This window comes from Paraburkholderia bryophila (assembly GCF_003269035.1).
Taxonomy (GTDB): domain Bacteria; phylum Pseudomonadota; class Gammaproteobacteria; order Burkholderiales; family Burkholderiaceae; genus Paraburkholderia; species Paraburkholderia bryophila.
The window spans coordinates 297,222-316,364 of the sequence record NZ_QLTK01000001.1 but is presented as its reverse complement, the minus strand read 5'-3'; the positions used below and the strand labels follow the sequence as shown (position 1 = coordinate 316,364).

19 protein-coding genes are annotated in these 19,143 nt (G+C 64.8%); 16 read left to right on the top strand and 3 right to left on the bottom strand.

The window, feature by feature from the left end; all coding sequences use genetic code 11:
- Positions 1 to 81 precede the first annotated feature (81 nt).
- Positions 82 to 1,743: a type II toxin-antitoxin system Phd/YefM family antitoxin gene (locus tag BX591_RS01460; RefSeq protein ID WP_146749713.1), complete on the top strand. Its 1,662-nt coding sequence runs from the start codon at positions 82 to 84 to the stop codon at positions 1,741 to 1,743.
- 20 nt (positions 1,744 to 1,763) lie between these two features.
- Here the strand turns inward: BX591_RS01460 and gspK are convergent, their stop codons facing one another.
- The gene (gspK, locus tag BX591_RS01455; protein ID WP_111928971.1) at positions 1,764 to 2,762 is read right to left on the bottom strand and encodes a type II secretion system minor pseudopilin GspK; all 999 of its coding nucleotides are present in this window, start codon (positions 2,760 to 2,762) and stop codon (positions 1,764 to 1,766) included.
- A gap of 44 nt (positions 2,763 to 2,806) precedes the next feature.
- Positions 2,807 to 3,391, bottom strand: a complete 585-nt coding sequence (locus BX591_RS01450; RefSeq protein ID WP_111928970.1) for a hypothetical protein — start codon at positions 3,389 to 3,391, stop codon at positions 2,807 to 2,809.
- A gap of 407 nt (positions 3,392 to 3,798) precedes the next feature.
- Here BX591_RS01450 and BX591_RS01445 point away from each other — a divergent pair, with 407 nt between their 5' ends.
- The 15 genes from BX591_RS01445 to BX591_RS01375 all read left to right on the top strand — a co-directional run bounded on the left by BX591_RS01445 (position 3,799) and on the right by BX591_RS01375 (position 17,624).
- The gene (locus BX591_RS01445) at positions 3,799 to 4,914 is read left to right on the top strand and encodes a TIGR03032 family protein (protein ID WP_244146905.1); all 1,116 of its coding nucleotides are present in this window, start codon (positions 3,799 to 3,801) and stop codon (positions 4,912 to 4,914) included.
- Positions 4,915 to 5,274: 360 nt separating this feature from the next.
- Positions 5,275 to 6,870 (top strand): ShlB/FhaC/HecB family hemolysin secretion/activation protein, encoded by a 1,596-nt coding sequence (locus BX591_RS01440; RefSeq protein ID WP_111928968.1) that lies wholly within the window; start codon positions 5,275 to 5,277, stop codon positions 6,868 to 6,870.
- Positions 6,871 to 6,975: 105 nt separating this feature from the next.
- Positions 6,976 to 8,727, top strand: coding sequence for a DUF2341 domain-containing protein (locus BX591_RS01435; protein WP_244146919.1), 1,752 nt, complete (start codon positions 6,976 to 6,978; stop codon positions 8,725 to 8,727).
- Positions 8,728 to 8,746: 19 nt separating this feature from the next.
- Positions 8,747 to 9,157: an ExbD/TolR family protein gene (locus BX591_RS01430; protein ID WP_105510640.1), complete on the top strand. Its 411-nt coding sequence runs from the start codon at positions 8,747 to 8,749 to the stop codon at positions 9,155 to 9,157.
- Between the two features lie 9 nt (positions 9,158 to 9,166).
- Positions 9,167 to 9,868 carry a TonB family protein gene (locus tag BX591_RS01425; protein WP_111928966.1) on the top strand — a complete coding sequence of 234 codons (702 nt, stop codon included), beginning with the start codon at positions 9,167 to 9,169 and terminating at the stop codon, positions 9,866 to 9,868.
- A 141-nt stretch (positions 9,869 to 10,009) separates the two neighbouring features.
- Positions 10,010 to 11,839, top strand: coding sequence for a putative porin (locus BX591_RS01420; protein WP_111928965.1), 1,830 nt, complete (start codon positions 10,010 to 10,012; stop codon positions 11,837 to 11,839).
- A gap of 10 nt (positions 11,840 to 11,849) precedes the next feature.
- Positions 11,850 to 12,530: a hypothetical protein gene (locus BX591_RS01415; RefSeq protein WP_111928964.1), complete on the top strand. Its 681-nt coding sequence runs from the start codon at positions 11,850 to 11,852 to the stop codon at positions 12,528 to 12,530.
- 81 nt (positions 12,531 to 12,611) lie between these two features.
- Entirely contained in the window at positions 12,612 to 13,211 is a 600-nt protein-coding gene (locus tag BX591_RS01410; RefSeq protein WP_111928963.1) for a YbjN domain-containing protein, read from the top strand.
- Positions 13,208 to 13,657, top strand: a complete 450-nt coding sequence (locus BX591_RS01405; protein WP_111928962.1) for a hypothetical protein — start codon at positions 13,208 to 13,210, stop codon at positions 13,655 to 13,657. Before BX591_RS01410 ends, BX591_RS01405 begins: the two co-directional genes overlap by 4 nt.
- Before the next feature lie 94 nt (positions 13,658 to 13,751).
- Complete coding sequence (locus BX591_RS01400) at positions 13,752 to 14,630, top strand: peptidylprolyl isomerase (protein ID WP_111928961.1); 879 nt, start codon at positions 13,752 to 13,754, stop codon at positions 14,628 to 14,630.
- A 173-nt stretch (positions 14,631 to 14,803) separates the two neighbouring features.
- Positions 14,804 to 15,181: a hypothetical protein gene (locus tag BX591_RS01395; RefSeq protein WP_111928960.1), complete on the top strand. Its 378-nt coding sequence runs from the start codon at positions 14,804 to 14,806 to the stop codon at positions 15,179 to 15,181.
- Complete coding sequence (locus BX591_RS01390) at positions 15,178 to 15,372, top strand: hypothetical protein (protein WP_111928959.1); 195 nt, start codon at positions 15,178 to 15,180, stop codon at positions 15,370 to 15,372. The genes BX591_RS01395 and BX591_RS01390 overlap by 4 nt, the downstream gene beginning before the upstream one ends.
- Before the next feature lie 86 nt (positions 15,373 to 15,458).
- Entirely contained in the window at positions 15,459 to 15,674 is a 216-nt protein-coding gene (locus tag BX591_RS01385; protein WP_244146907.1) for a hypothetical protein, read from the top strand.
- A 57-nt stretch (positions 15,675 to 15,731) separates the two neighbouring features.
- Complete coding sequence (locus tag BX591_RS01380; protein WP_244146908.1) at positions 15,732 to 17,129, top strand: Do family serine endopeptidase; 1,398 nt, start codon at positions 15,732 to 15,734, stop codon at positions 17,127 to 17,129.
- 12 nt (positions 17,130 to 17,141) lie between these two features.
- On the top strand, positions 17,142 to 17,624 hold the full coding sequence (locus BX591_RS01375) for a YbaB/EbfC family DNA-binding protein (protein ID WP_111928958.1): 483 nt from the start codon (positions 17,142 to 17,144) through the stop codon (positions 17,622 to 17,624).
- A 25-nt stretch (positions 17,625 to 17,649) separates the two neighbouring features.
- Here the strand turns inward: BX591_RS01375 and BX591_RS01370 are convergent, their stop codons facing one another.
- Positions 17,650 to 19,140, bottom strand: a complete 1,491-nt coding sequence (locus BX591_RS01370) for a UdgX family uracil-DNA binding protein (RefSeq protein WP_111928957.1) — start codon at positions 19,138 to 19,140, stop codon at positions 17,650 to 17,652.
- Positions 19,141 to 19,143: the final 3 nt, after the last annotated feature.

Below are 19,143 nucleotides of genomic sequence, written 5' to 3'. Positions count from 1 at the left end.
CAAACGCCGTCAACCTCTTTCCGCTCGCGATGCAAACCTGAACGCTGAACGTGGTCTGTCAAAACGATAACGAGGTGGCCTTTGATACGTACAGTCATGGAACGCTTTGTCGAGCATAGCCCGATGGCGGTGATGGCGCGGCTGGTGATGCAATGGGCGCTGCACGCGGAGTCGCTGGACGATCTGCCCGGCAAGGGCGATGCGGACAACGACGGCGAACCGCTGCGCGAATTGCTGCTCTCCATGACGGCGCAGGCGATCACGCGGATCGCCACGCGCCTGAACCGCTCCGGCGACGCGCGTCCCGACGTATCCAACGTATCCGAAGAAAGCGTAGCACGGCTGACCGCGTTGCATGACCGCATGAGCCGCGTGCGCGCGCAGTGGGGCCGTTCTCTGGTGCGCGATAGCGCGTCGCTGTTGCAGCCGGTCGCGCATCCGCGCATGGAGAAGCGGTTGCTATCGACCGGAGATTTGCGGGTGCGGGTGCTGGACGGCGGTTCAATGCCGGCTGGCATGCGCTGCCTGCCGGGACCGGCGGGCTGCGTCCACGTGATCGGCCCGGCCGCGACTCCGTTGACTGCCGGGGAGGGTCCTTGCGTGTTGCCGGTCTACGACCCGGAGCGTGCGTTGATCGTCGATCTGTTGCCCTACGAACCGGGACTCGTTCACGAGCGTGCTTTTGCCGCGCAACTGGTGGAATCGGTTCGGCCGGGTGAGTTGTGGATTCTCGACGGCCATTTCAATCCGGCTGCGATCCTGGCCGGCTGGCCCTGCGACGGCAGTCTGTTCGTCGTGCTGGAGCATGGCTGCACGCCCGCGTTTCGCGCGCTCGGCGAGCCGCGCGAAGCGGGTTGGCTCGACGGCGCGCCGGTCCGCGAGCAGTCGGTTGGCAGGCCGGCGGAGTGCGGCGCCGCGCCGGTGTTCCGGCGTATCGAATGGCAGCGGATCGAGCTGGGAAGCGGGATGCCGCAACTGGTCGCGATCCTGACCAACGTGCCCGCGACGACACTCGACGCCCAGCAGATCGTGCAACTCGCCACCGGCTCATGGCGCGATACGCTGCCGTTACCGCTCGACGCCGTTTGCGCGGACGCCGCGTTCGGCGTCGTCGCGCCGCGCTCGGCGCCGCTCGCGTCGGGCATCGCCGCGCTGGCGTACAACGTATTCAGCGCGATGATCGGCGTGGTGGAAAATACGCTCGATCTCGACGAGCGCGATAGCGAGCGTTTGCCGCTGCACATGGCGAACGGTATCCAGGCTGCGTACGGCGGCATGATGATCGCGCTGCCGCCCGACAACTGGCGGCGCTACGACCGGCTCCCGGATGCGGCGCTACGCGATATCGCGCGGCATCTGGCGGTGCATGTCGATCCGCGCAGCATGCGCAGAAAGCGGCGCGATCACAAGGCGTCGGCGAAAGCGCAGGCACGTTTGCTCGCGACCACGCTCGAGCATCTGTTGCGCGAGGATGCGGAGCTGGCGGCGGGATTCTCGAGGCTGCGCACCATCGCGATGGCGACCCGCGACTTCAGCAGCAATCCGTCGCGCGCGCTGCGTCATGCCAGCGACGCCCTCGTGATGGTGACGAAATACAACCGGCCGGTCGCGTTGCTGGTGTCTATCGACGACTGGAACCGTTTGATCGGCCAGGTGCGCGAAACGAATTTCGATCGCGTGTCGATCGACTATGCGTCGCTGGTGCCGATGAGCGGCGAGACCGCGGTCAGCGATCTGCATTGAAGGGAAGGAGTCTAGCCGGATCAGCCGGTGATCCGATGCACCCAGATCACCGAGGTCCAGCTGAAATTGCCGACCCCATAGCGCGCCACCAGCGTATCGATGCGGCTATTGATCCGGGCGGAATGAATCCGGCAGTGCACGATGAAATAGCCGCTGTTGACGCCGACCATCGCGCCATCGGGCAAGGTCGCGTTGCTTTGGGTCGGCGCCAGCACCTCGGCGATATCGCCGGTACTGACAAAGTACGCCGTGTTGCGCCGTTCGACGAGCCGGTGCGCAAGCACGCGCGTTAGCGTCGGAATCGCGGCCACCAGCACCGGCTCCGACGCGGTGTTCGCGTTGATCGTGGTCAGGTCGGGCAGGATCGTGACGTAGGGCGCCAGCGCCGCACTCGTGTTTTCGTCGTAACCGGCCGTGCGCGACAGATCGGCCACCGTGACAAGTTGCAAGGGCCAGCCGTCTGGGCCATGGGTTTCGCGCAGCGATTTCAGCAGGTACGCGGCGGTTTGCTTCGCGAGCGCCGGATCGAGCGACAATTCGCCGAGCAGTCGCCGATAGGCAAGCAGGCCCTCGGCATGGGTCTGCCAGGGCTGGCCCGGCGCGGCGCGCGAGACCAGGTTCATCAGGTTGAAGCGGGCCTGCGCGTCTTCCACGCTGCCCGAGATCGAGGCGCGCGAGAGCTCGCCGTTGAGCGCGGCCGCGCTCGACCCCGGCGCGAGGAAACTGACCAGTTGCATGTCGCTTACGGGCGCGGACCAGGGCTGGCCGACGTAAGCCACGTTCGATATCGCGGCCTGAGCGCGCAGCGTCGCGCGCGCCCATTCGACGGCGGCGCGCTCCGCCCACATCGTTTCGACCGCGAGGCGCTGGTTCTCCACGTCGCGCAGAGCGACCTGCTGACGCCACAACACGCTGGCCGCGAGCGTGGCCGCCAGCGCGACCACGAGCAGCACCGTCACGATAGCAATGCCGCGTTGCCGCGAGGCGTTCGCGTGGCGGGCTGGTTTTCGGAGGCGCATGGAGTCGGTCCCGCACGGAGCTTGGAGAGGGTTCATGCCAGGGTTCAGGCCAGGAAGGCAAGCCACACGTGCAGGATGCTCGCATGCAGAGATGACGATATGCCGAACGCGGCGACGAGACCGGTCATCCACAACGCGAGCGCGGCGAGGTGCGAACCCGGGGTGGCGATGGCGAGCGGTGCGACAAGGTCGTCGATGGCATGCGTGCCCCACAGCAGCAGCACCACGAGCACGCAATTCAACGCCATGCTGCGCTGAAAATAATAGAACGCCGCCGCACGATGACTGCGGAACGGCGCGCGGTAATGTTGCTGATTGGTCAACACGATGGTGATGCCGGCGGCCAGCGGCACGATCGCCATCAGCGCACTCCATAAGAACGGCTGATCGCTGTGCGGATTGATCATCTGCAAGGCGCCGATTGCCCAGAAGGGCGGCGCGAGCAGCGTCAGCGAGACCCACGACAGCGTTTGCCACGCGAGCCACGGCATGCGCCAGCGCAAGCGCAGCGAGCCGACGGCGTCGCCCCCGGTTCGCGGATCGCCCGGCGCACCGCGCTGCGCCGTCTCGCCGCGCGTGCCGGTCAGCCTGGCGACGAGCCGTCGCAGAAGCATGGTGGTGATCAACATGGCTCTCCTCGTCGATGTCGTCCCTGTATTGGATAAGACGTTGCGACGAGGGCTATCCCGCAGGTTGCTTCCCGTATTTCGCCTGACGTCGAGGATTCCTTCACACGAATGTTCTGCCTGTGTCACAAAAAATTACGGTTCCGCGAGCGACGATGGACCGTGGCCAAACATTAATATGCACGCTGCATTTTTGCCGCTGAACCCCACGTGCAAAAAAATAGTTTGCGGGATTGGCCGGCCGTTTCCGTCTAGGAATAAGGAGCGCTCGAATGGATCTGCAAGCCGGTGCCGACCGGTCGCATGGAGCGACGAATCCGTACGGATCTTGATAAAAAGCAACGCGAGAGCTTGGGATAAATAACGTGGAACGCCTCGGGGAACATCAGTCAGAAGGTGAGTCGGCGCCGGTGAGCGAGTCAATGCCGCCCGCCGTCGCGACGGACGACTCGCCCTTCATCGATTTGCGCGACACCGGGCGTTTTCTCGATGTGCTCGCCTCGTTGCAATGTTCTCTCGCGATCAGCCGCCGGCCCTCGGGCGTCGCGTTGCTCGGCGTGGAAAACGGTGTGCCCACGTTGTCCGCGTGTCGGCTGCCGCGTTCGATGGGCATGACGGTGAGCGGCAACCGCCTCGCCGTGGCCACCATGCACGAGTTGATGGTGTTCGCCAATCTGCCGTCGCTCGCGCCGCTTTATCCAGATCGCCCCGATCACTACGACGCGATCTTCGTGCCGCGCATGACTTACTACACCGGCGATCTCGATCTGCACGACATGGTGTTCGACAAGCAGATCGTGCTCGCGGTCAATACGCGCTACTCGTGCATTAGCGTGATCGACGGTTACTTCAACTTCACGCCGATCTGGCAGCCGCCTTTCGTTACGGAGTTCGGTCCGGACGATCGCTGCCATCTGAACGGCATGGCCTTTCACGACGGCAAGGTGCGCTATGCGACGGCGCTCGGTCACACCAGCACGCCGTTCGGTTGGCGCGCGGGCATGGCGAGCGGTGGCATCGTGATGGAAGTGCCGTCGGGGCGGATCGTCGCGTCGGGACTGTCCATGCCGCACTCGCCGCGTTTGATCGACGGTCGCCTGATCGTGCTCGAAGGCGGCCGGGGGCAAGTACTCGAAATCGACGTCCACACTGGCACGCGGCGCGTCGTGGCGACCTTGCCCGGTTTCGTACACGGTCTGGCCGAATACCGTGGCGTGATGTTCGTGGGGCTGTCGAAATTGCGCGATAAGCGCGGGCCGCAGGGTTTGCCGATCGAGAGCGGGGCGGATGCACTGGTGGCCGGCGTGGCCGCGCTGGACAGTCGCAGCGGCGAAGTGCTGGGCATCCTGGCGTTCTACAACGGCGTGCACGAAGTCTTCGATGTCCAGGTGCTGCCCAATATTCTGCGCGCCGACATTCTGAGTCCACGGGAGTGGGTGGACACGCCGTCCATCGCGACGATGAAGAGCGGCTTCTGGCAGACGCGGCCGCGCGAGGAAGACGAATCGCAGGTCTGTAAAGGCTGAATCGCAAAAATTTTCAAATATGCCCTGCGGGTTAGGCGTACTCGTTTCGTCTTGATGATAGGGGCACGCGATCAGGATTGATTTGCTGGATTGAAGAAACATCGCGACGCAGACCCGTAGTGCGCGCCGTACGATTAGGATGGCCAACTAAAAGTAACATTTCTGAAATGAAACTGTGCTAATGGGCCCGCTGAAGCCAGGCCCGCCAAAGCGGCAACGATCCGAATGAAAAAAGGGGAATGGCGCATGCCGCCAAGAGTGAACGGGATAGGGATATCACCCGAGGGTTCGAGCGGGGAGTCCAACGGGGAATGGGCTCGACGCAGACGCGCCACGCGGCGGCACTGCGTATCTGGCGCGATGGGTGCGATCAGTGTGGCGTTCGTCGGCGGCCTGGGTCTCGCGGCCGGCGCGCATGCGCAGAACGCCGCGGTGGCGACGTCCGCGCCGGCCGCGCCGCAAACATTCGACCTGAACGAATTTATCGTGCGTGGCAATACGGCCTTGCCGAGCCTCGACATCGAAAAGGCGGTCTATCCATTCGAAGGACCGGGCAAGACACTGGCGGATGTCAATGCGGCGCGCGATGCGTTGCAGAAGGCCTATCAGGATCGCGGCTATCAATCGGTGGTGGTCGAATTGCCGCAGCAGCAGGTCAGGAACGGCGTGATCGTGTTGCAGGTCGTGGAAGCGAAAGTGGGCCGGCTGCGCGTGGAAGGCGCGCAGTATTCGTCGCCGCAGAACATTCGCGACGCGGTGCCGGCGCTCGCGGAAGGCAGCGTGCCCGACTTCGGCGCAGCGCAGCAGCAGCTCACTGATCTGAACCGCACGGCAGACCGCCAGGTGATTCCGGTGCTGAAACCCGGCGCCATGCCGCACACCGTGGACGTTGATCTGAAAGTGGACGATCACAGTCCGCTGCACGGCACGCTCGACCTGAACGACGACAACAGTCCTGGCACCTCGCTGCTGCGCACCAGCGCCACGCTGAGCTATGCGAACCTGTGGCAACTGGGTCACGTGGTGTCGGGCACCTACGTGATCGCGCCGCAGCATCCGGACGACGCGCGCGTGTACTCGTTCTCGTATCTGGCGCCGCTGAAGGATTCGCACTGGAGCCTGCTGGCCACGGTGGTTCATTCGGATAGCAACGTGGCGTCGATCGGCGGCACCAACGTGCTCGGCAAGGGAACGACCTACGGCTTCACGGCGATCTACGCGTTGCCGGCGTCGGACACCTACGCGCAGTCGGTGAGCATCGAGATCGATCGCAAGCATTACGACGAGAACGTCAGCCTGGGCGGCGCGATGTCCATGTCGCCGCTGACCTACGTGCCGGTCACGCTGTCGTACACCGGCCAGCTCAGCCTGAAGAACTCGCAGACGGCGTTTTCCGCGTCGCTGACCACGAATATCCGCGGGATCGGCAGCGACGCCGGCGCGTGGGACAACAAACGCTACAACGCCACACCCGATTTTCTCTACGCCAAGTTCGACGTCAATCACACGCAGCATTTTGCCAACGACATGCAGGCCAACGCGCACGTGACCGCGCAACTGGCCAACTCGCCGCTGGTGTCGAGCGAACAGTTCGCGGCCGGCGGCATGAACAGCGTGCGAGGGTACATGCAGGCGGAAGACACGGCGGATAGCGGCGTGATCGGTTCACTCGAATTGCGCAGCCCGTCGCTGACGAAATACCTCGGCGGCGCAGCAGGAAGCCGCGTCAACGAATGGCGTTTTCACGCGTTCGTCGACGCGGCGCACCTGTGGCTGCTCAGTCCGTTGCCGGAGCAGACCGCGAGCTTCAACCTGCTGAGCGTCGGCGTGGGCACGCGGGTGCAACTGTTCAAGTACGCGAGCGCGGATTTCGAAGCGGGCTGGCCGCTGAAAGCCGGCATCTACACGAAGCAATACAGCCCGCGCTTTGATTTCTACGTGCGCCTCGGTTTCTGAAGGATCTTTTCTGTTCGTGCCTTGCCGCGTTGCCGGCACGGTTCATTTGGGGAGTGGATTGTGAAGCGAGCCTTGTTTCTCCTGTTACTGACGCTGCTGGGCGTGATGCCCGGCGTCGCCAACGCGTGGTGGCAAAACGACTGGTCGTACCGCAAGGCGATCACGATCGATGCCGGGCCGAAAGGGGCCAACCTGACGGAATCGGCTGGACGCGTGCCGTTGCTGATCCGTTTGCACTCGGGCAATTTCCAGTTCGACGGACTGGCCGATAACGGCGCGGATATCCGCTTCGTCGCGGCCGACGACAAGACGCCGTTGAACTTCGACATCGAACAGTACGACGCGGTGCTAGGCGTTGCGCTCATCTGGGTCGATATCACGAAGATGCCGGCCGGGTCGGCCGAATCGATCTGGATGTACTACGGCAACAAGAAAGCGCCGGACGGCAGCAAGCCGTCGCAGACCTTCGATCCCGACTACACGCTGGTGTATCACTTCGACAGTCCGTCCGGTTCGCCGCCGAAAGACGCGACCGCCTACGCGAACAACGCGCAGAACGCGCCGCTGCGAACCGTCGAAGACGGCATCGTCGGCAAAGGCGCTCAGTTCGACGGCAGCACGGCGCTGAATCTGCCGGCCACGCCGTCGCTGAATGTCGGCGCGGGCGGCAGCTTCACGTTCAGCGTGTGGCTCAAGCCCTCGGCGTTGACGGCCAACACGCTGCTGTATAGCCGCCGCGATGGCGCCAACGCTTTGCTGATCGGCCTCGACAACGGCGTGCCGTTCGCGGAGATCGATGGCGCCGCGACGCCGGTTCGCACACCGGCCGCGACGGCATTGACGGCCAATCAGTGGACTCATCTCGCCGTTACCGCAGACGGCAGGAACCTCACTGTGTACGTGAACGGCAAGCAGGCCGCGCAGATCGCTGCGGCATTGCCGGCGCTGACCAGCGCGGCGGCGGTGGCCGGCGACGTGACGGGGGCGCCCGCCGGCTTCTCGAACTTCAAGGGTTCGCTCGACGAATTGCGGCTGTCGAAAATTGCACGCTCGCCGGATCTGATCGCACTCGACGCGTTGGCGCAAGGCTCCGAATCGAAGCTGATCAACTACGGCGCCGACGAAAAGCAGTCGGGCTTCGGCTTCGGCTACTTCGGCGTGATCGTCCAGTCGGTGACGGTCGATGCCTGGGTGGTGATCGGCATCCTGCTGGCCATGGCCGTCGTTTCATGGGTCGTGATGTGGAACAAGGGGCGCTATGTCGGCCTCGTCGACCGTGCCAACAACTACTTCGTCGAGCGCTTTCGCGAAGTGGCGGGCCGTCACCTGGTCGGCCTCGCACACGTGAAGGAAACCAGCGAGGAAGGTCAACGCCTGCGCCAGTCGTCGCTGTACCGGCTGTATCGCGCGGGCGTCGCCGAGATCCATAGCCGGGTCGACGATAGCGGCCGCACGGTCATTACCAGCGAGTCGATCGAGGCAATCCGCGCGTCGATGGACGCCACCCTCGTGCGCGAAAACCAGCGTCTGTCGAAGTCGATGGTGCTGCTGACCATCGCCATTTCCGGCGGTCCGTTTCTCGGTCTGCTCGGCACGGTGGTCGGCGTGATGATCACCTTCGCCGCAATCGCGGCGGCCGGCGACGTCAACGTCAACGCCATCGCGCCGGGTATCGCCGCTGCGCTGCTGGCCACCGTCACCGGTCTGTTCGTCGCGATTCCCGCACTGTTCGGCTACAACTACCTGCTGATCCGCAACAAGAACGTGACCGCGAACATGCAGGTGTTCGTCGACGAATTCGTCACGCGGCTGGCCGAAGCGCATCGCAGTCCGGACCACGCGCTGCTGGCCGACTGAACGCACACGGGAGATCACCATGCAGGTTCAGGACGACGACAAGCCGTACGACGACATCAACATCACGCCGATGCTCGATCTGGCATACGTGCTGTTGATTATCTTCATCATCATGACGACCGCTTCGGTGCAGGGCATCAAGGTGGATCTGCCCAAGGCGAGTTCGTCGGCGAGTCTCGCCAAGCCGAAGACCAAGGCGATCACCGTGTCCGACTCGGGGCAGATCTTTCTGGATGCGTACCCGGTGTCGATGGACGAACTCGAAAGCCGGCTGCGCACCGAGAAGGCGAGCAATCCGGATGTGCCGATCGTCCTCAAGGGCGATTCGGCCGTGGCGTATCAGCGGGTCATGGATGTGCTCGATCTGCTCCGGCGTCTCGATCTGTCGCAGGTCGGTCTCGTGACCGGCAAAGCGAAGCAGGGCGGCTAGGGCGACGCGATGGAAATGACCTATAACGGCGGTCCTTCCGGCAAGGGGCCGGCCCGCTTCATCAAGCCGGTCGCGATCGCGCTGGCGTTGCTGGCGCTCGGCGCCCTGATCTGGCATTTCGCCGGCGATACGACGGGCGTCAAACGCGCCAGCGCGCCGCAGGTGACGACGGTCATTCCGTTGCCGCCGCCACCACCGCCGCCGCCTCAGAAACCGCCGCCCGAGAAAGTGAAGGAAGAGGTCAAGACACCGGTGGATAAGCCGACGGTTGCGCCCAAACCGTCGGAAGCACCCAAGCCGTCCGACAACCAGCCCAGGCAGATGACGATGAACGCGCCGGCGCAGGCGGGCACCGACGGTTTCAACATCGGCGCGGGCGACGGCTCGGGCAACGTGGGCAGCGGTGGCAACGTCGGCCGCTTCGGCAATGCGAGCTACGCGCAGTACATGGTCTACACGCTGCAGCGCGCGGTTGAACAGGACAAGGGCGTGCAGGAAGTCGGCGGCGTGCGCTTCACCGGCAGCCTGAATCTGTGGATGGAGCCATCGGGGCGCATCACCAAGGTGACGATCGCGCAAAGCACCGGCGATCCGAAGATCGACGCCGCCGTCGTCGCCGCCGTCGAAGCGCTCGGCAAGGTCGACGAACCGCCGCCGCCCGCCACGGCGTATCCGGTGCTGGTGAAACTGCAGGGGCGCAAGGCGGGATAACCGGCGCGTGACGAGATACGGGCGAAGCAGGCCCAGACAAACCATGCGCACGCCCACACGCGGCGCGAGCAAAGCAAACACGGGGCAGGTCCGCACACGGACGTTGCCGGCAAAAGAACAGCGGTTACGCGGAGAGCATTGATGATTCGGAAAATGAAGCTACGGGGTCGCGGCTACGGCGGCGGGGGATCGGCGACGACCGGCGCGCGCCTGAGCGTGGCGCTGGTTACGCTGGGCCTGTCGTGCGCGACGGGTGCGCAGGCGCAGTCGCTGGAAACCCAGGCCGCCACGGGCACGGCGGCGCCGACCGAGAGCACGGTGATCAACCTGATCAACCTGCTCGTCAAACGCGGTGTGCTGACGCAGCAGAACGCCAACGACCTGATCCGCGAAGCACGCGCGGAAACGGCGCAGGCAAAGGCGACGTCGGGGCGCGCGGTGGCGGGTGTGGGCGCGGCCGGTGCGGCGGGCATGGCGGTCGTCAATGCGCCGACGCAACCGGGCGACGTCGCGGTGCCGTACGTGCCGCAGGTCGTGCGCGATCAGATTCGCGATCAGGTGAAACAGGAAGTGGTCGCGCAAGCGAAGGCGGAGAACTGGGCGCAACCCAACACGTTTCCCGACTGGGTGTCGCGTATCAAGCTGGACGGCGACCTGCGTGTGCGCGACGAATTCCATTTCTACGGCAGCCGCAATGCCAACAACGTGACGAATTTCGCGGCGATCAATCAGGGCGGCGGCTTCGATATCAACGGCAATACCAACACCGCGCAATTGCCGACGCAGAACACCACGCAGAACCGCAACAACCTCGAACGCTATCGCGCGCGGCTTGGCGTCACCGCACTGCTGTCGGACGAATTCAGCGCCGGCATCCAGCTCGCGAGCGGCAACGACAACGGTCCCGTGTCGACCACCGCGACGGCGGGCGGCGGCTTCGCGAAGAAGAACATCTGGCTGAACAAGGCGTTTTTCCGCTATCAGCCGAACTCGTGGCTCAACGTGGTGGCGGGTCGCTTCGACAATCCGTTCTTCACGTCGGATCTGCTGTTCTCCAACGATCTGGAAATGGACGGCCTGGCCGCGAGTTTCCGTCACGCGTTGCCGATCAATCCGGACGTGACGCTGTTCGGCACCTTCGGCGTGTTCCCGATCCAGTACACGTCGGAGAACTTTCCGTCGAATAGCACCAGCAAGGTGGGCAGCGACACCAAGTGGATGTTCGGCGCCCAGCTCGGCGCCGAATGGAAGATCGACCAGCAGAACCGCCTGAAAGGCGCGCTGGCCTATTACGACTATCAGAACATGCGCGGCACGCTGTCGTCGCCTTGCGCGCTGTACCTCGGCGCGACGAACTGCAGCACCGACAACGAAGCGCCTGCTTTCCTGCAGGGCGGCAACACGCTGGTGGCGTTGCGCAACATCGTGCAGAACCCGAATCTCGCGCCGGGCATGACCCCCGAGCCGCAACTCTTCGGTCTCGCGTACAACTACCGGCTGCTCGACATCAAGGCGCAATGGGACACGGTCCTCGCCGACCGCGTCAAGGTGCGACTGGACGGCGAGTTCGTCCGCAATCTGGCCTACAACACCAACAAGGCGTTCGGCGCGGCGACGCTGCCGGTCAACAACTACGAGGCGACCACGGTCAACGCGAGCCAGTCCGACTATCGCAGCGGCCCGAACGGCTACCTCGCGAAAGTGACGTTCGGCGAGCCGGATCCGAGCAGCAAGGGGCAGTGGAATTTCTCGGTCGCCTACAAGTATCTGCAACCGGACGCGACGCTCGACGCATTCAACGATCCAGACTTCCACCTGGGCGGCACCAATGCGCGCGGCTACATTCTTGGCGCGGCTTATGCAGTGGCGCGCGATACATGGTTGTCGGCACGCTATCTCAGCGCGAAGGAAGTCTATGGACCGCCGGTGTCCATCGACGTGCTGCAGATCGAGCTCAATGCGCGCTTCTGACGGAGTCGGGATGAAAACAGTTCGTCATGGCCTGCTTGGCGCGACGCTTGCCGGCGCGTTGCTGTTGCTGGCTGGCAGTGCTCACGCGCAGAGCATCGAAGACAAGTTGCGCACGCAATTGCGTGCCACGACGCAGACGCTGCGCCAGCTTCAGGACAATCAGGCGCAGCTTCAGGCCGACAAAGCCACGGCCGAGCAGCAACGCGACGCGGCCCAGGCGCAATTGAAGGAAGCGCAGGCGCAACTCGCGGCGGCAATCGGCAAGTCGAGCGGTGAAGCGGCGGCCCAGCGGGCGCTGTCCGCCGAGAAGAGCAGCCATGCGCAGGACGCCCAGCAGCTCGCGAAGTACAAGTCGTCCTACGAGGAACTGCTGACGGTCTCACGAGCGCGTGACGCGCAGCGGTCGCAACTACAAAGCGATGTGAAGCAGCGCGATACGCGCTTGCAGATGTGTCAGTCGAAAAATGCGGATCTGTATCGCGTTGGACATGAAATTCTGGACGCTTATGAGCATCTCGGTTTCGGTTCGTTCTTCGCGTCGCGTCAGCCATTCGCCCAAAGCTCGCGCGTGAAATACGACGAGATCGAACAGCGTTACGGCGATGCGCTTTACAGCGCGCAATACGATCCGGCGGCGCGGTCGGCAGGGGCGTCGCAGGACGCGGCTTCCGCGCCTGCCGCTGCGCCCTGAAATAGCGGTGCGAGAGAGAACACTTAAAAAAACCTGCCCCAAAAGGGCCGTTGGCAATCCCATCGAGTTAGGAGTATCGACATGAGCGACAAACAGACCACGGCAGCAGCCGGCCAATTGCCCGGCGGTGAGTTGATCGAAGCGGTGAGCATCGACCGGCTGGCGGACATCCTGAAAGCAGCAGGTTATCGCGTGACCGTGGCCGAACAGAACGGCGCGGTGCAACTGATGAGCGCGAGTCAGGGCGTCGGCTTCTCGGTGCGCTTCGGCAACGCCGCGCAGGAAGCCGCTGCGTCGACCGATGCAACCGCGCTCCGCTACCTGGATTACACCCATAGCTGCGTGCTGCAGGTGCAAGGCGAATTGCCGATGGAGTTGGTGACGAGCTGGAACCGCACGAAGCGTTTCGCGCGTCTGGCCGATCACGGACCGTTTCTCGCGCTGGAGATGGACGTGATCGTCGCGGGCGGCGTGACCGAGCGCTATCTGCGCTCGACGATCGAGCTCTGGGACCGGCTGATTCAGGAGTTGCTGCTGCATTTGCGTAATCGTCCGGCGTTGGCGGAACAGCCGGCGGCGTCGCGCGCGACGTCACCCGCATCTTTCGCGGCACAGGCCGGCGCGGGCGCGGATCCGGCGGTGCGTGAAAACGGCGCGCGTGAGAAAGCGCTCGTGCAATGAATGTCGCGGGTCGCATGAAGGCGTTCGGCGCGGCGCTGCTGTCGGTTCTCGGCGGCAACCCGCATGTGAAACCCGACGCGGTGGCGGTCGGCGATGCGCCGGCCGCGTGGGTGCATTACGCGGAACTGGTCGCGCGGCGGCTGCACGCGGCGCTCGACAGTGCGGACAGCGCCGCCTGCCGGCTGCGTGCGTCGCTCGAGCAACGCGCAGCAGACGGGGCGCCGGAACCCGAGTTACCGGTCTTGCGACTGAAGACCTGGCTCGACGCGCGCGGGCGTATCGCGCGGGTCGAGTGCGCGCCGCGCTGCCTGCCGGAAGTCGAAGCCGATCTCCGCCTGGCTGTGGTCGGCAAGGGCATCGGCAAAGCGCCGCCGCGCGGCATGATTCAACCGATCGTCGTGCATGTGTGTGCGCAGGCGGAAGTGAACCGCTCCGCCGGATCGTAAGGCGTGAGCCGCGATTCCGGCCACCGTGCAGGAAGGGGTACGTTCCAACGAGGAGCGTGCCAGTGATGACAGCATTCAGGCAACCGCAGGAGTCATGGTGAAGAAATTCGTACTGGCAGGATGGTTTGTGTCGATGATGCCGCTGCTTGCGATGGCGCAAAGCGATGTGATCGCGAGTGGACCTCAGGCGTCGGTCACGCAGGCCGATATCGAACCGCTGTTGAAGTCGCTCAATCCCGATGGACGTACGCGGCTCGCGGCGGACCCGGGCGCGATGGACCAGCTGGTGCGCTCGACACTGGCGCAGAAAGCGCTGCTCGCCGAAGCGAAGGCGAAGGGCTGGGACAAGCAACCGCAAGTGCGTACGGCGCTGGAGCAGGCGCAGCGCGACGTGGTGGTCCGCAGCTACCTTGCAGCGGTGAACGCACCGCCGGCGGACTATCCGTCGGACGCGGAAATCCAGTCGGCGTACGAGCAGAATCAGGCGGCGTTCACCGCGCCGCGCGCGCTGCATCTCGCGCAGATCTACCTCGAAGCACCGAGCGGTTCGGACGCGGCGACGCTCGAAAAAATCCGCAAGCAGGCGGGCGATCTCGCCGGTCGCGCGCGTGGTGGAGACTTTGCCGCGCTGGCGAAGGCGAATTCGCAGGACAAGACCAGCGCGGCGAACGGCGGCGATATGGGTGTCGTGCCCGAGACGATGCTGTTGCCCGCTATCCGCCAGGCGGCCGACGCGCTCAAGCCCGGCCAGGTGTCCGCGCCGGTCCAGACGTCGAACGGTTTTCACGTCGTCAAACTGATCGACGTGAAGAGCGCTACGTTACGTCCGCTGGCGGACGTCAAGGAGCAGATTCGCACGACGTTGCGCGCGCAACGTTTGCAGCAGAACGTGCAGGCTTATGTCGCGAAGTTGGCCGGCAACACGCCGATCAACGAGGACGCGCTGAAGAAGGCGCTGGCCGCGGCACAGTGATCGACGCGGGTGGGGGGGCTTGGGTCGAAGCGTATCGTGTGCGGGAGCGTTGTGGGAAACGTGGCGCCGTGGCGTGCGGGGCCGCGCGCGGAACGGCGTAGCGCTGCGCGGGAACCTCGTGCGCAGTGGCGAGCGGTGCGCGAATCGCGGGGTGGCGCCGACTGGAGAGAGCAATGAATCTGCGTCGATCGATCGTGGTGGGACTCGTTGCGTTGGTATCGGTATCGGCCGGCGCGGTCCGCGCGCAAGGCAGTGCGCCGCGCGCGAGTGATTCCGGTGCGCCGGCGTTGGCTGCCAAACCGGTGTGCGTGGATGCCGAGGTGGACGGCCAGCGCGCGCTGTCGTACGACTGCCTGAGTTCACAACTCAAGCCGAAGCCGACGGTGCAGGCCGGTGCGTCGCAGACGGCGGCGCAAGCCGCGGCCAACGCGCCGTCGAACCGGCTCGGCACGTTCAATTTGTCCACCGAGCGTAACCGGTTCGGTTCGAACTGGGGCAATTCGGTGACGCCCCAGCGTCCCGCCGCGCCGGTCGCGGTGCCACCGAAATGACGCATGACCCCCTGCGTGAATTCGGCGCTGACGAGCGGCAGGACGAGGCGTCGGCGAGTGAGGGCGCCGTGCTTGAGGGTGTGGATGAGCCTGACGGGGACGCGCTTTTCAGCAAAGTGGAGCGCAAGCGTCGCGGTGCAGCGAGGCGATCACACCGCGGCGTCAAGGTGCTGTTGTGGGACGAGACGTAGAGGTCGATACCCGGTTAAGGCCGCGACCCTCGGCGACGATGGCAAGCGGTCCGCAACAACGCGGCAAAACGGTATGGAGGACACGGATGATGGCGTGGGACAAGATGGACGACGCAATCGAAGTCGACGCGAAGGTGACTGAATCGACTGCGCATCGTATTTTGCGCAGCCGGGGCGGCTGGGTCGCGTGGGATGCGCTGCGCGATTGTCCCGACTGGCAGATGGGCACCATCGCGCTGGACGGCCGTTTCTCGATGGATGAACTGCGCGCGCTGATTCTCTTCGCGCGTCGGTGCGGCTGACGTAGGGGACTTGCGGTGATGGAGCGGATAGCGCGGGGCGGAATGGTGCGCATGGGCATGGCCGTGCTTATATCGATGTCGATGCCGTTGTGCGTGAGCACGGCGGTCTGGGCGGCGAACACCGGCGCGGCGGAAAACGGGGCATCGAGCGGGGCATCGAACAGCACGTCGCTGACGATGCCGAATTTCGCCGCGCTCGTCAAACGCTACGGTCAGGCGGTGGTCAACATCAGCGTCACGCGCGAAGTCACGCAAATGGGCATCCAGTTGCCGCCCGGCATCGCGCCCGGCAATCCGCTTGCGCCATTCCTCGCACGGCGTGTGATCGGCAATCGCGAAGAGGTGAGTCTCGGCTCGGGATTTATCGTGAGTGCGGATGGCGTGATTCTGACCAACCGGCACGTGGTCGGCGACGCGACGACCGTCGACGTGAAGTTGACCGACAAGCGTCAGTTCAAGGGCACGGTGATCGGCAGCGACGCGCTGTCGGACGTCGCGGTGATCCGCATCGACGCCCGCAATCTGCCGGCCGTCGTCACCGGCAATCCGGCCCGCACCGAGGTCGGCGACTGGGTGATGGCGATCGGTTCGCCGTACGGATTCGCGAATACGGTGACGCAAGGGATCGTCAGCGCGAAGTCGCGCTCGCTGCCGGGCGAGAGCTATATTCCGTTCATTCAGACCGACGTGCCGATCAATCCCGGCAACTCGGGCGGTCCGCTGTTCGACCTGAGCGGCCGAGTGATCGCGATCAATTCGATGATCTATTCGAAGACGGGCGGATATCAGGGGCTGTCGTTCGCGATTCCGATCGACGTGGCGCTCGACGTGAAGGAGCAACTGCTCAAGACCGGCAAGGTGACGCGCGGACGGCTCGGGGTTGCGTTGCAGGAAGTCAGTCAGGCGCTCGCGCGTTCGTTCGGACTGGCGCAGCCGGATGGCGCGCTGATCAGCATGGTGGAACCCGGCGGCCCCGGCGCGCAGGCCGGACTGCTTGCCGGCGATGTCGTGCTCGGCGTGGAAGGCGACGCGGTGGCGGATCCCGTCGATCTGCTGGACACCATCGCGAAGCTGAAGCCGGGGCAAAAGGCCGATCTTCTTGTCTGGCGCGCGGGCGCCAGGACTCGTGTTCAGGTTACGTTGGGCGCGCTCGACAGCGGCGTTGCATCGAGCGGCAACCCTAAAGGGCCGGTGCGCATCGGCTTGAGCCTGCGGCCGTTGAACGGCCCGGAACAGCAGCAATTCGGTGTCGACCGTGGCTTGCTGGTCGAACAGGCAAGCGGACAGGCTGCGCGTGTCGGCCTGAAGGCGGGCGATATCGTGCTGTCGGTCAATGGCACCCCGGTCGCGACGATCGACGCGCTGATCGCCGAAATCGGCGCGGCGCACGGCACGGTCGCGCTGCTCGTGCAACGCGGCGGGTCACGGCTATACCTTCCCATGGAACCGGACTAACCGGGAATCGTCATGAAGCGCAATACCGGCTGCACTACCCGTTGCAAGCTGTCCGGATGGACGGCGCTGGTCGCCGTCGCCTGCACGCTGTTCTGGAGCATGCAGGCCACGGCGCAGGCGCTCGATGTGCCGCAACCGTGGCTCGACTACGCACAACGCGTGGGTCAGCAGTTTCAGGCGTCGCTCGAAGCGAACGACGAGGCCGCCAACCAGTTCCATCAGTTTCTCGAAGACCGCGTGCTCAACGCGAAAGCCGATGCGCCGCCGCCCGCGCTGGTGGTCCGCGCATGGATCGGCGCGGATGGCGCGGTCACGAAGGTGCAGTTCGATTCGCTCGGCGATCCGCGGGCCGATGCGACCTTGCGGCATTTGTTGAGCGAACATCCGGTAGCGGGCACGCCGCCGGTCGATATGCGGCAGCCATTGAGGGTGCGGTTGCGGCTGATGGCGAATCCGCAGGCGGGGGAGACGGGGGCGCAGCGTGACGGACGTTAGCGATTGTCGCGTTGCAAATCACGTTTCAACCTTGCGGATGGTCGCGTTGCGTTTGCGTGTTGGGCGCGAGCAGTTCGTCCGCTAGCCGACGCGCCCGCATGAGCGCGTTGCCGATCTCGTCCAGCACTTTGTCGCGGCTTGCGTCGCTTTGCTGCCTTAGCGCGAACGACGGGTGCCAGGTCGCGATGGCCCAGCCGCCCGCCGCTTCAAAAGGTGCGCCGGTATAGTCCTTCAGGCTGACTTTTCGTTGCAGTAACGCATTCAGCGCCGTGGCGCCGAGCGCGACGATCACCGCCGGGCGCACCGCCAGCAATTCCCGCTCGAGCCAATACCCGCAGGCGGCGATTTCCTGCTGGCCGGGCGTTTTGTGCAATCGGCGTTTGCCGCGCGGTTCCCACTTGAAATGTTTGACCGCGTTGGTCAGATAAAGCTGCGCGCGCAACAATCCCGCACGCGCGATCGCGCTGTCGAGCAGTTGCCCCGCCGGCCCGACGAACGGCTGGCCGGCCAGATCTTCCTGATCGCCGGGCTGCTCGCCGATCAGCATGATTCGCGCATCGCCCGGCCCTGAACCGCCGACTGCCTGGGTGGCGTGCCGCCATAGTTCGCAACGCCGGCAACGGTCGAGCGATGACGGCGGCTCGCGCGCCGGTTGCGCGAACTCCGCTTCAACCGGAATCGACTTGCCGTCGAGCGCGCCGACACTACCCGCTTGCGCCACGCGCTGCGCGCCGCTTTTCGCTGCGCTGATCAGGGTGGGGATCAGATGAGCTTCCGGCAAACCCTTCCAGAAACGCACCGGCATGTGCTGCTCGAGCGCTGCCTGGTTTAGCCGCGCCGGGTTGAACGTGCTGCGGTAGTAGGCCAACCAAAGTGCCTCGGCGTCGTCTTCGGGATTGCCGCGATGCTCGTCCGGCAGCGCGCGCCGCTGTTCAAGATGCAGTTGATCGCCGTCCCAGAACGCGGCGCCGTGCGGCGTCGCGATCATCCATGTCGAGCGCCCCATGCGCTGCGAAAAATGTTCGGCGGCCCAGCGCAGCACGTCGTGCGCCGGTTCGTACCACGCGATGTATTCGGGCGTGGGCGCCGCCGCCGTTTGCCTGCGAAACCGCACGTAGGCGATCATGTCGTGCTTCGCACGCCGTACGCTTTTTGCCATGCGATGGAGCCGCGCGCCATCCGCGTCGGCCGGCGACGCGACCGTGCGGTCGCCGTGTTGCCAACGCCATAGCACCTTGTATAAAAACGCCCAGCGCTGCGGATCGCGAAACAGCGCGGCGTCTTGCAACAGCGCCGCCAGTTCCTTCGAGACCTGCACGCCGCGAGTGGGCGACGGCGCGACCTCACGCGGCTCGTGGCACTCGAATAACGCGAGGGTTTGCGGCGACTCGGGCAGCGACTCGGGCGCCGTCTTGACCCGCCATTCGATCGTCTCTGGAGCGAGCCCTCGATTCAACGCTTCGAGGGACGCTGCGCGCCACGCAGCGAAGTGGTCGTCGATCAGAACGGCATGCATGAC

Coding starts and splice junctions, on each gene's coding strand:
- BX591_RS01410 (WP_111928963.1), top strand. CDS start 12,612: ATGAGCGACAAACAGACCACGGCAGCAGCCGGCCAATTGCCCGGCGGT.
- BX591_RS01390 (WP_111928959.1), top strand. CDS start 15,178: ATGACGCATGACCCCCTGCGTGAATTCGGCGCTGACGAGCGGCAGGAC.
- BX591_RS01440 (WP_111928968.1), top strand. CDS start 5,275: ATGGGTGCGATCAGTGTGGCGTTCGTCGGCGGCCTGGGTCTCGCGGCC.
- BX591_RS01435 (WP_244146919.1), top strand. CDS start 6,976: ATGCCCGGCGTCGCCAACGCGTGGTGGCAAAACGACTGGTCGTACCGC.
- BX591_RS01395 (WP_111928960.1), top strand. CDS start 14,804: ATGAATCTGCGTCGATCGATCGTGGTGGGACTCGTTGCGTTGGTATCG.
- BX591_RS01450 (WP_111928970.1), bottom strand. CDS start 3,391: ATGTTGATCACCACCATGCTTCTGCGACGGCTCGTCGCCAGGCTGACC.
- BX591_RS01385 (WP_244146907.1), top strand. CDS start 15,459: ATGATGGCGTGGGACAAGATGGACGACGCAATCGAAGTCGACGCGAAG.
- BX591_RS01400 (WP_111928961.1), top strand. CDS start 13,752: ATGGTGAAGAAATTCGTACTGGCAGGATGGTTTGTGTCGATGATGCCG.
- BX591_RS01420 (WP_111928965.1), top strand. CDS start 10,010: ATGATTCGGAAAATGAAGCTACGGGGTCGCGGCTACGGCGGCGGGGGA.
- BX591_RS01405 (WP_111928962.1), top strand. CDS start 13,208: ATGAATGTCGCGGGTCGCATGAAGGCGTTCGGCGCGGCGCTGCTGTCG.
- BX591_RS01380 (WP_244146908.1), top strand. CDS start 15,732: ATGGCCGTGCTTATATCGATGTCGATGCCGTTGTGCGTGAGCACGGCG.
- BX591_RS01425 (WP_111928966.1), top strand. CDS start 9,167: ATGGAAATGACCTATAACGGCGGTCCTTCCGGCAAGGGGCCGGCCCGC.
- BX591_RS01415 (WP_111928964.1), top strand. CDS start 11,850: ATGAAAACAGTTCGTCATGGCCTGCTTGGCGCGACGCTTGCCGGCGCG.
- BX591_RS01370 (WP_111928957.1), bottom strand. CDS start 19,140: ATGCATGCCGTTCTGATCGACGACCACTTCGCTGCGTGGCGCGCAGCG.
- BX591_RS01430 (WP_105510640.1), top strand. CDS start 8,747: ATGCAGGTTCAGGACGACGACAAGCCGTACGACGACATCAACATCACG.
- gspK (WP_111928971.1), bottom strand. CDS start 2,762: ATGCGCCTCCGAAAACCAGCCCGCCACGCGAACGCCTCGCGGCAACGC.
- BX591_RS01375 (WP_111928958.1), top strand. CDS start 17,142: ATGAAGCGCAATACCGGCTGCACTACCCGTTGCAAGCTGTCCGGATGG.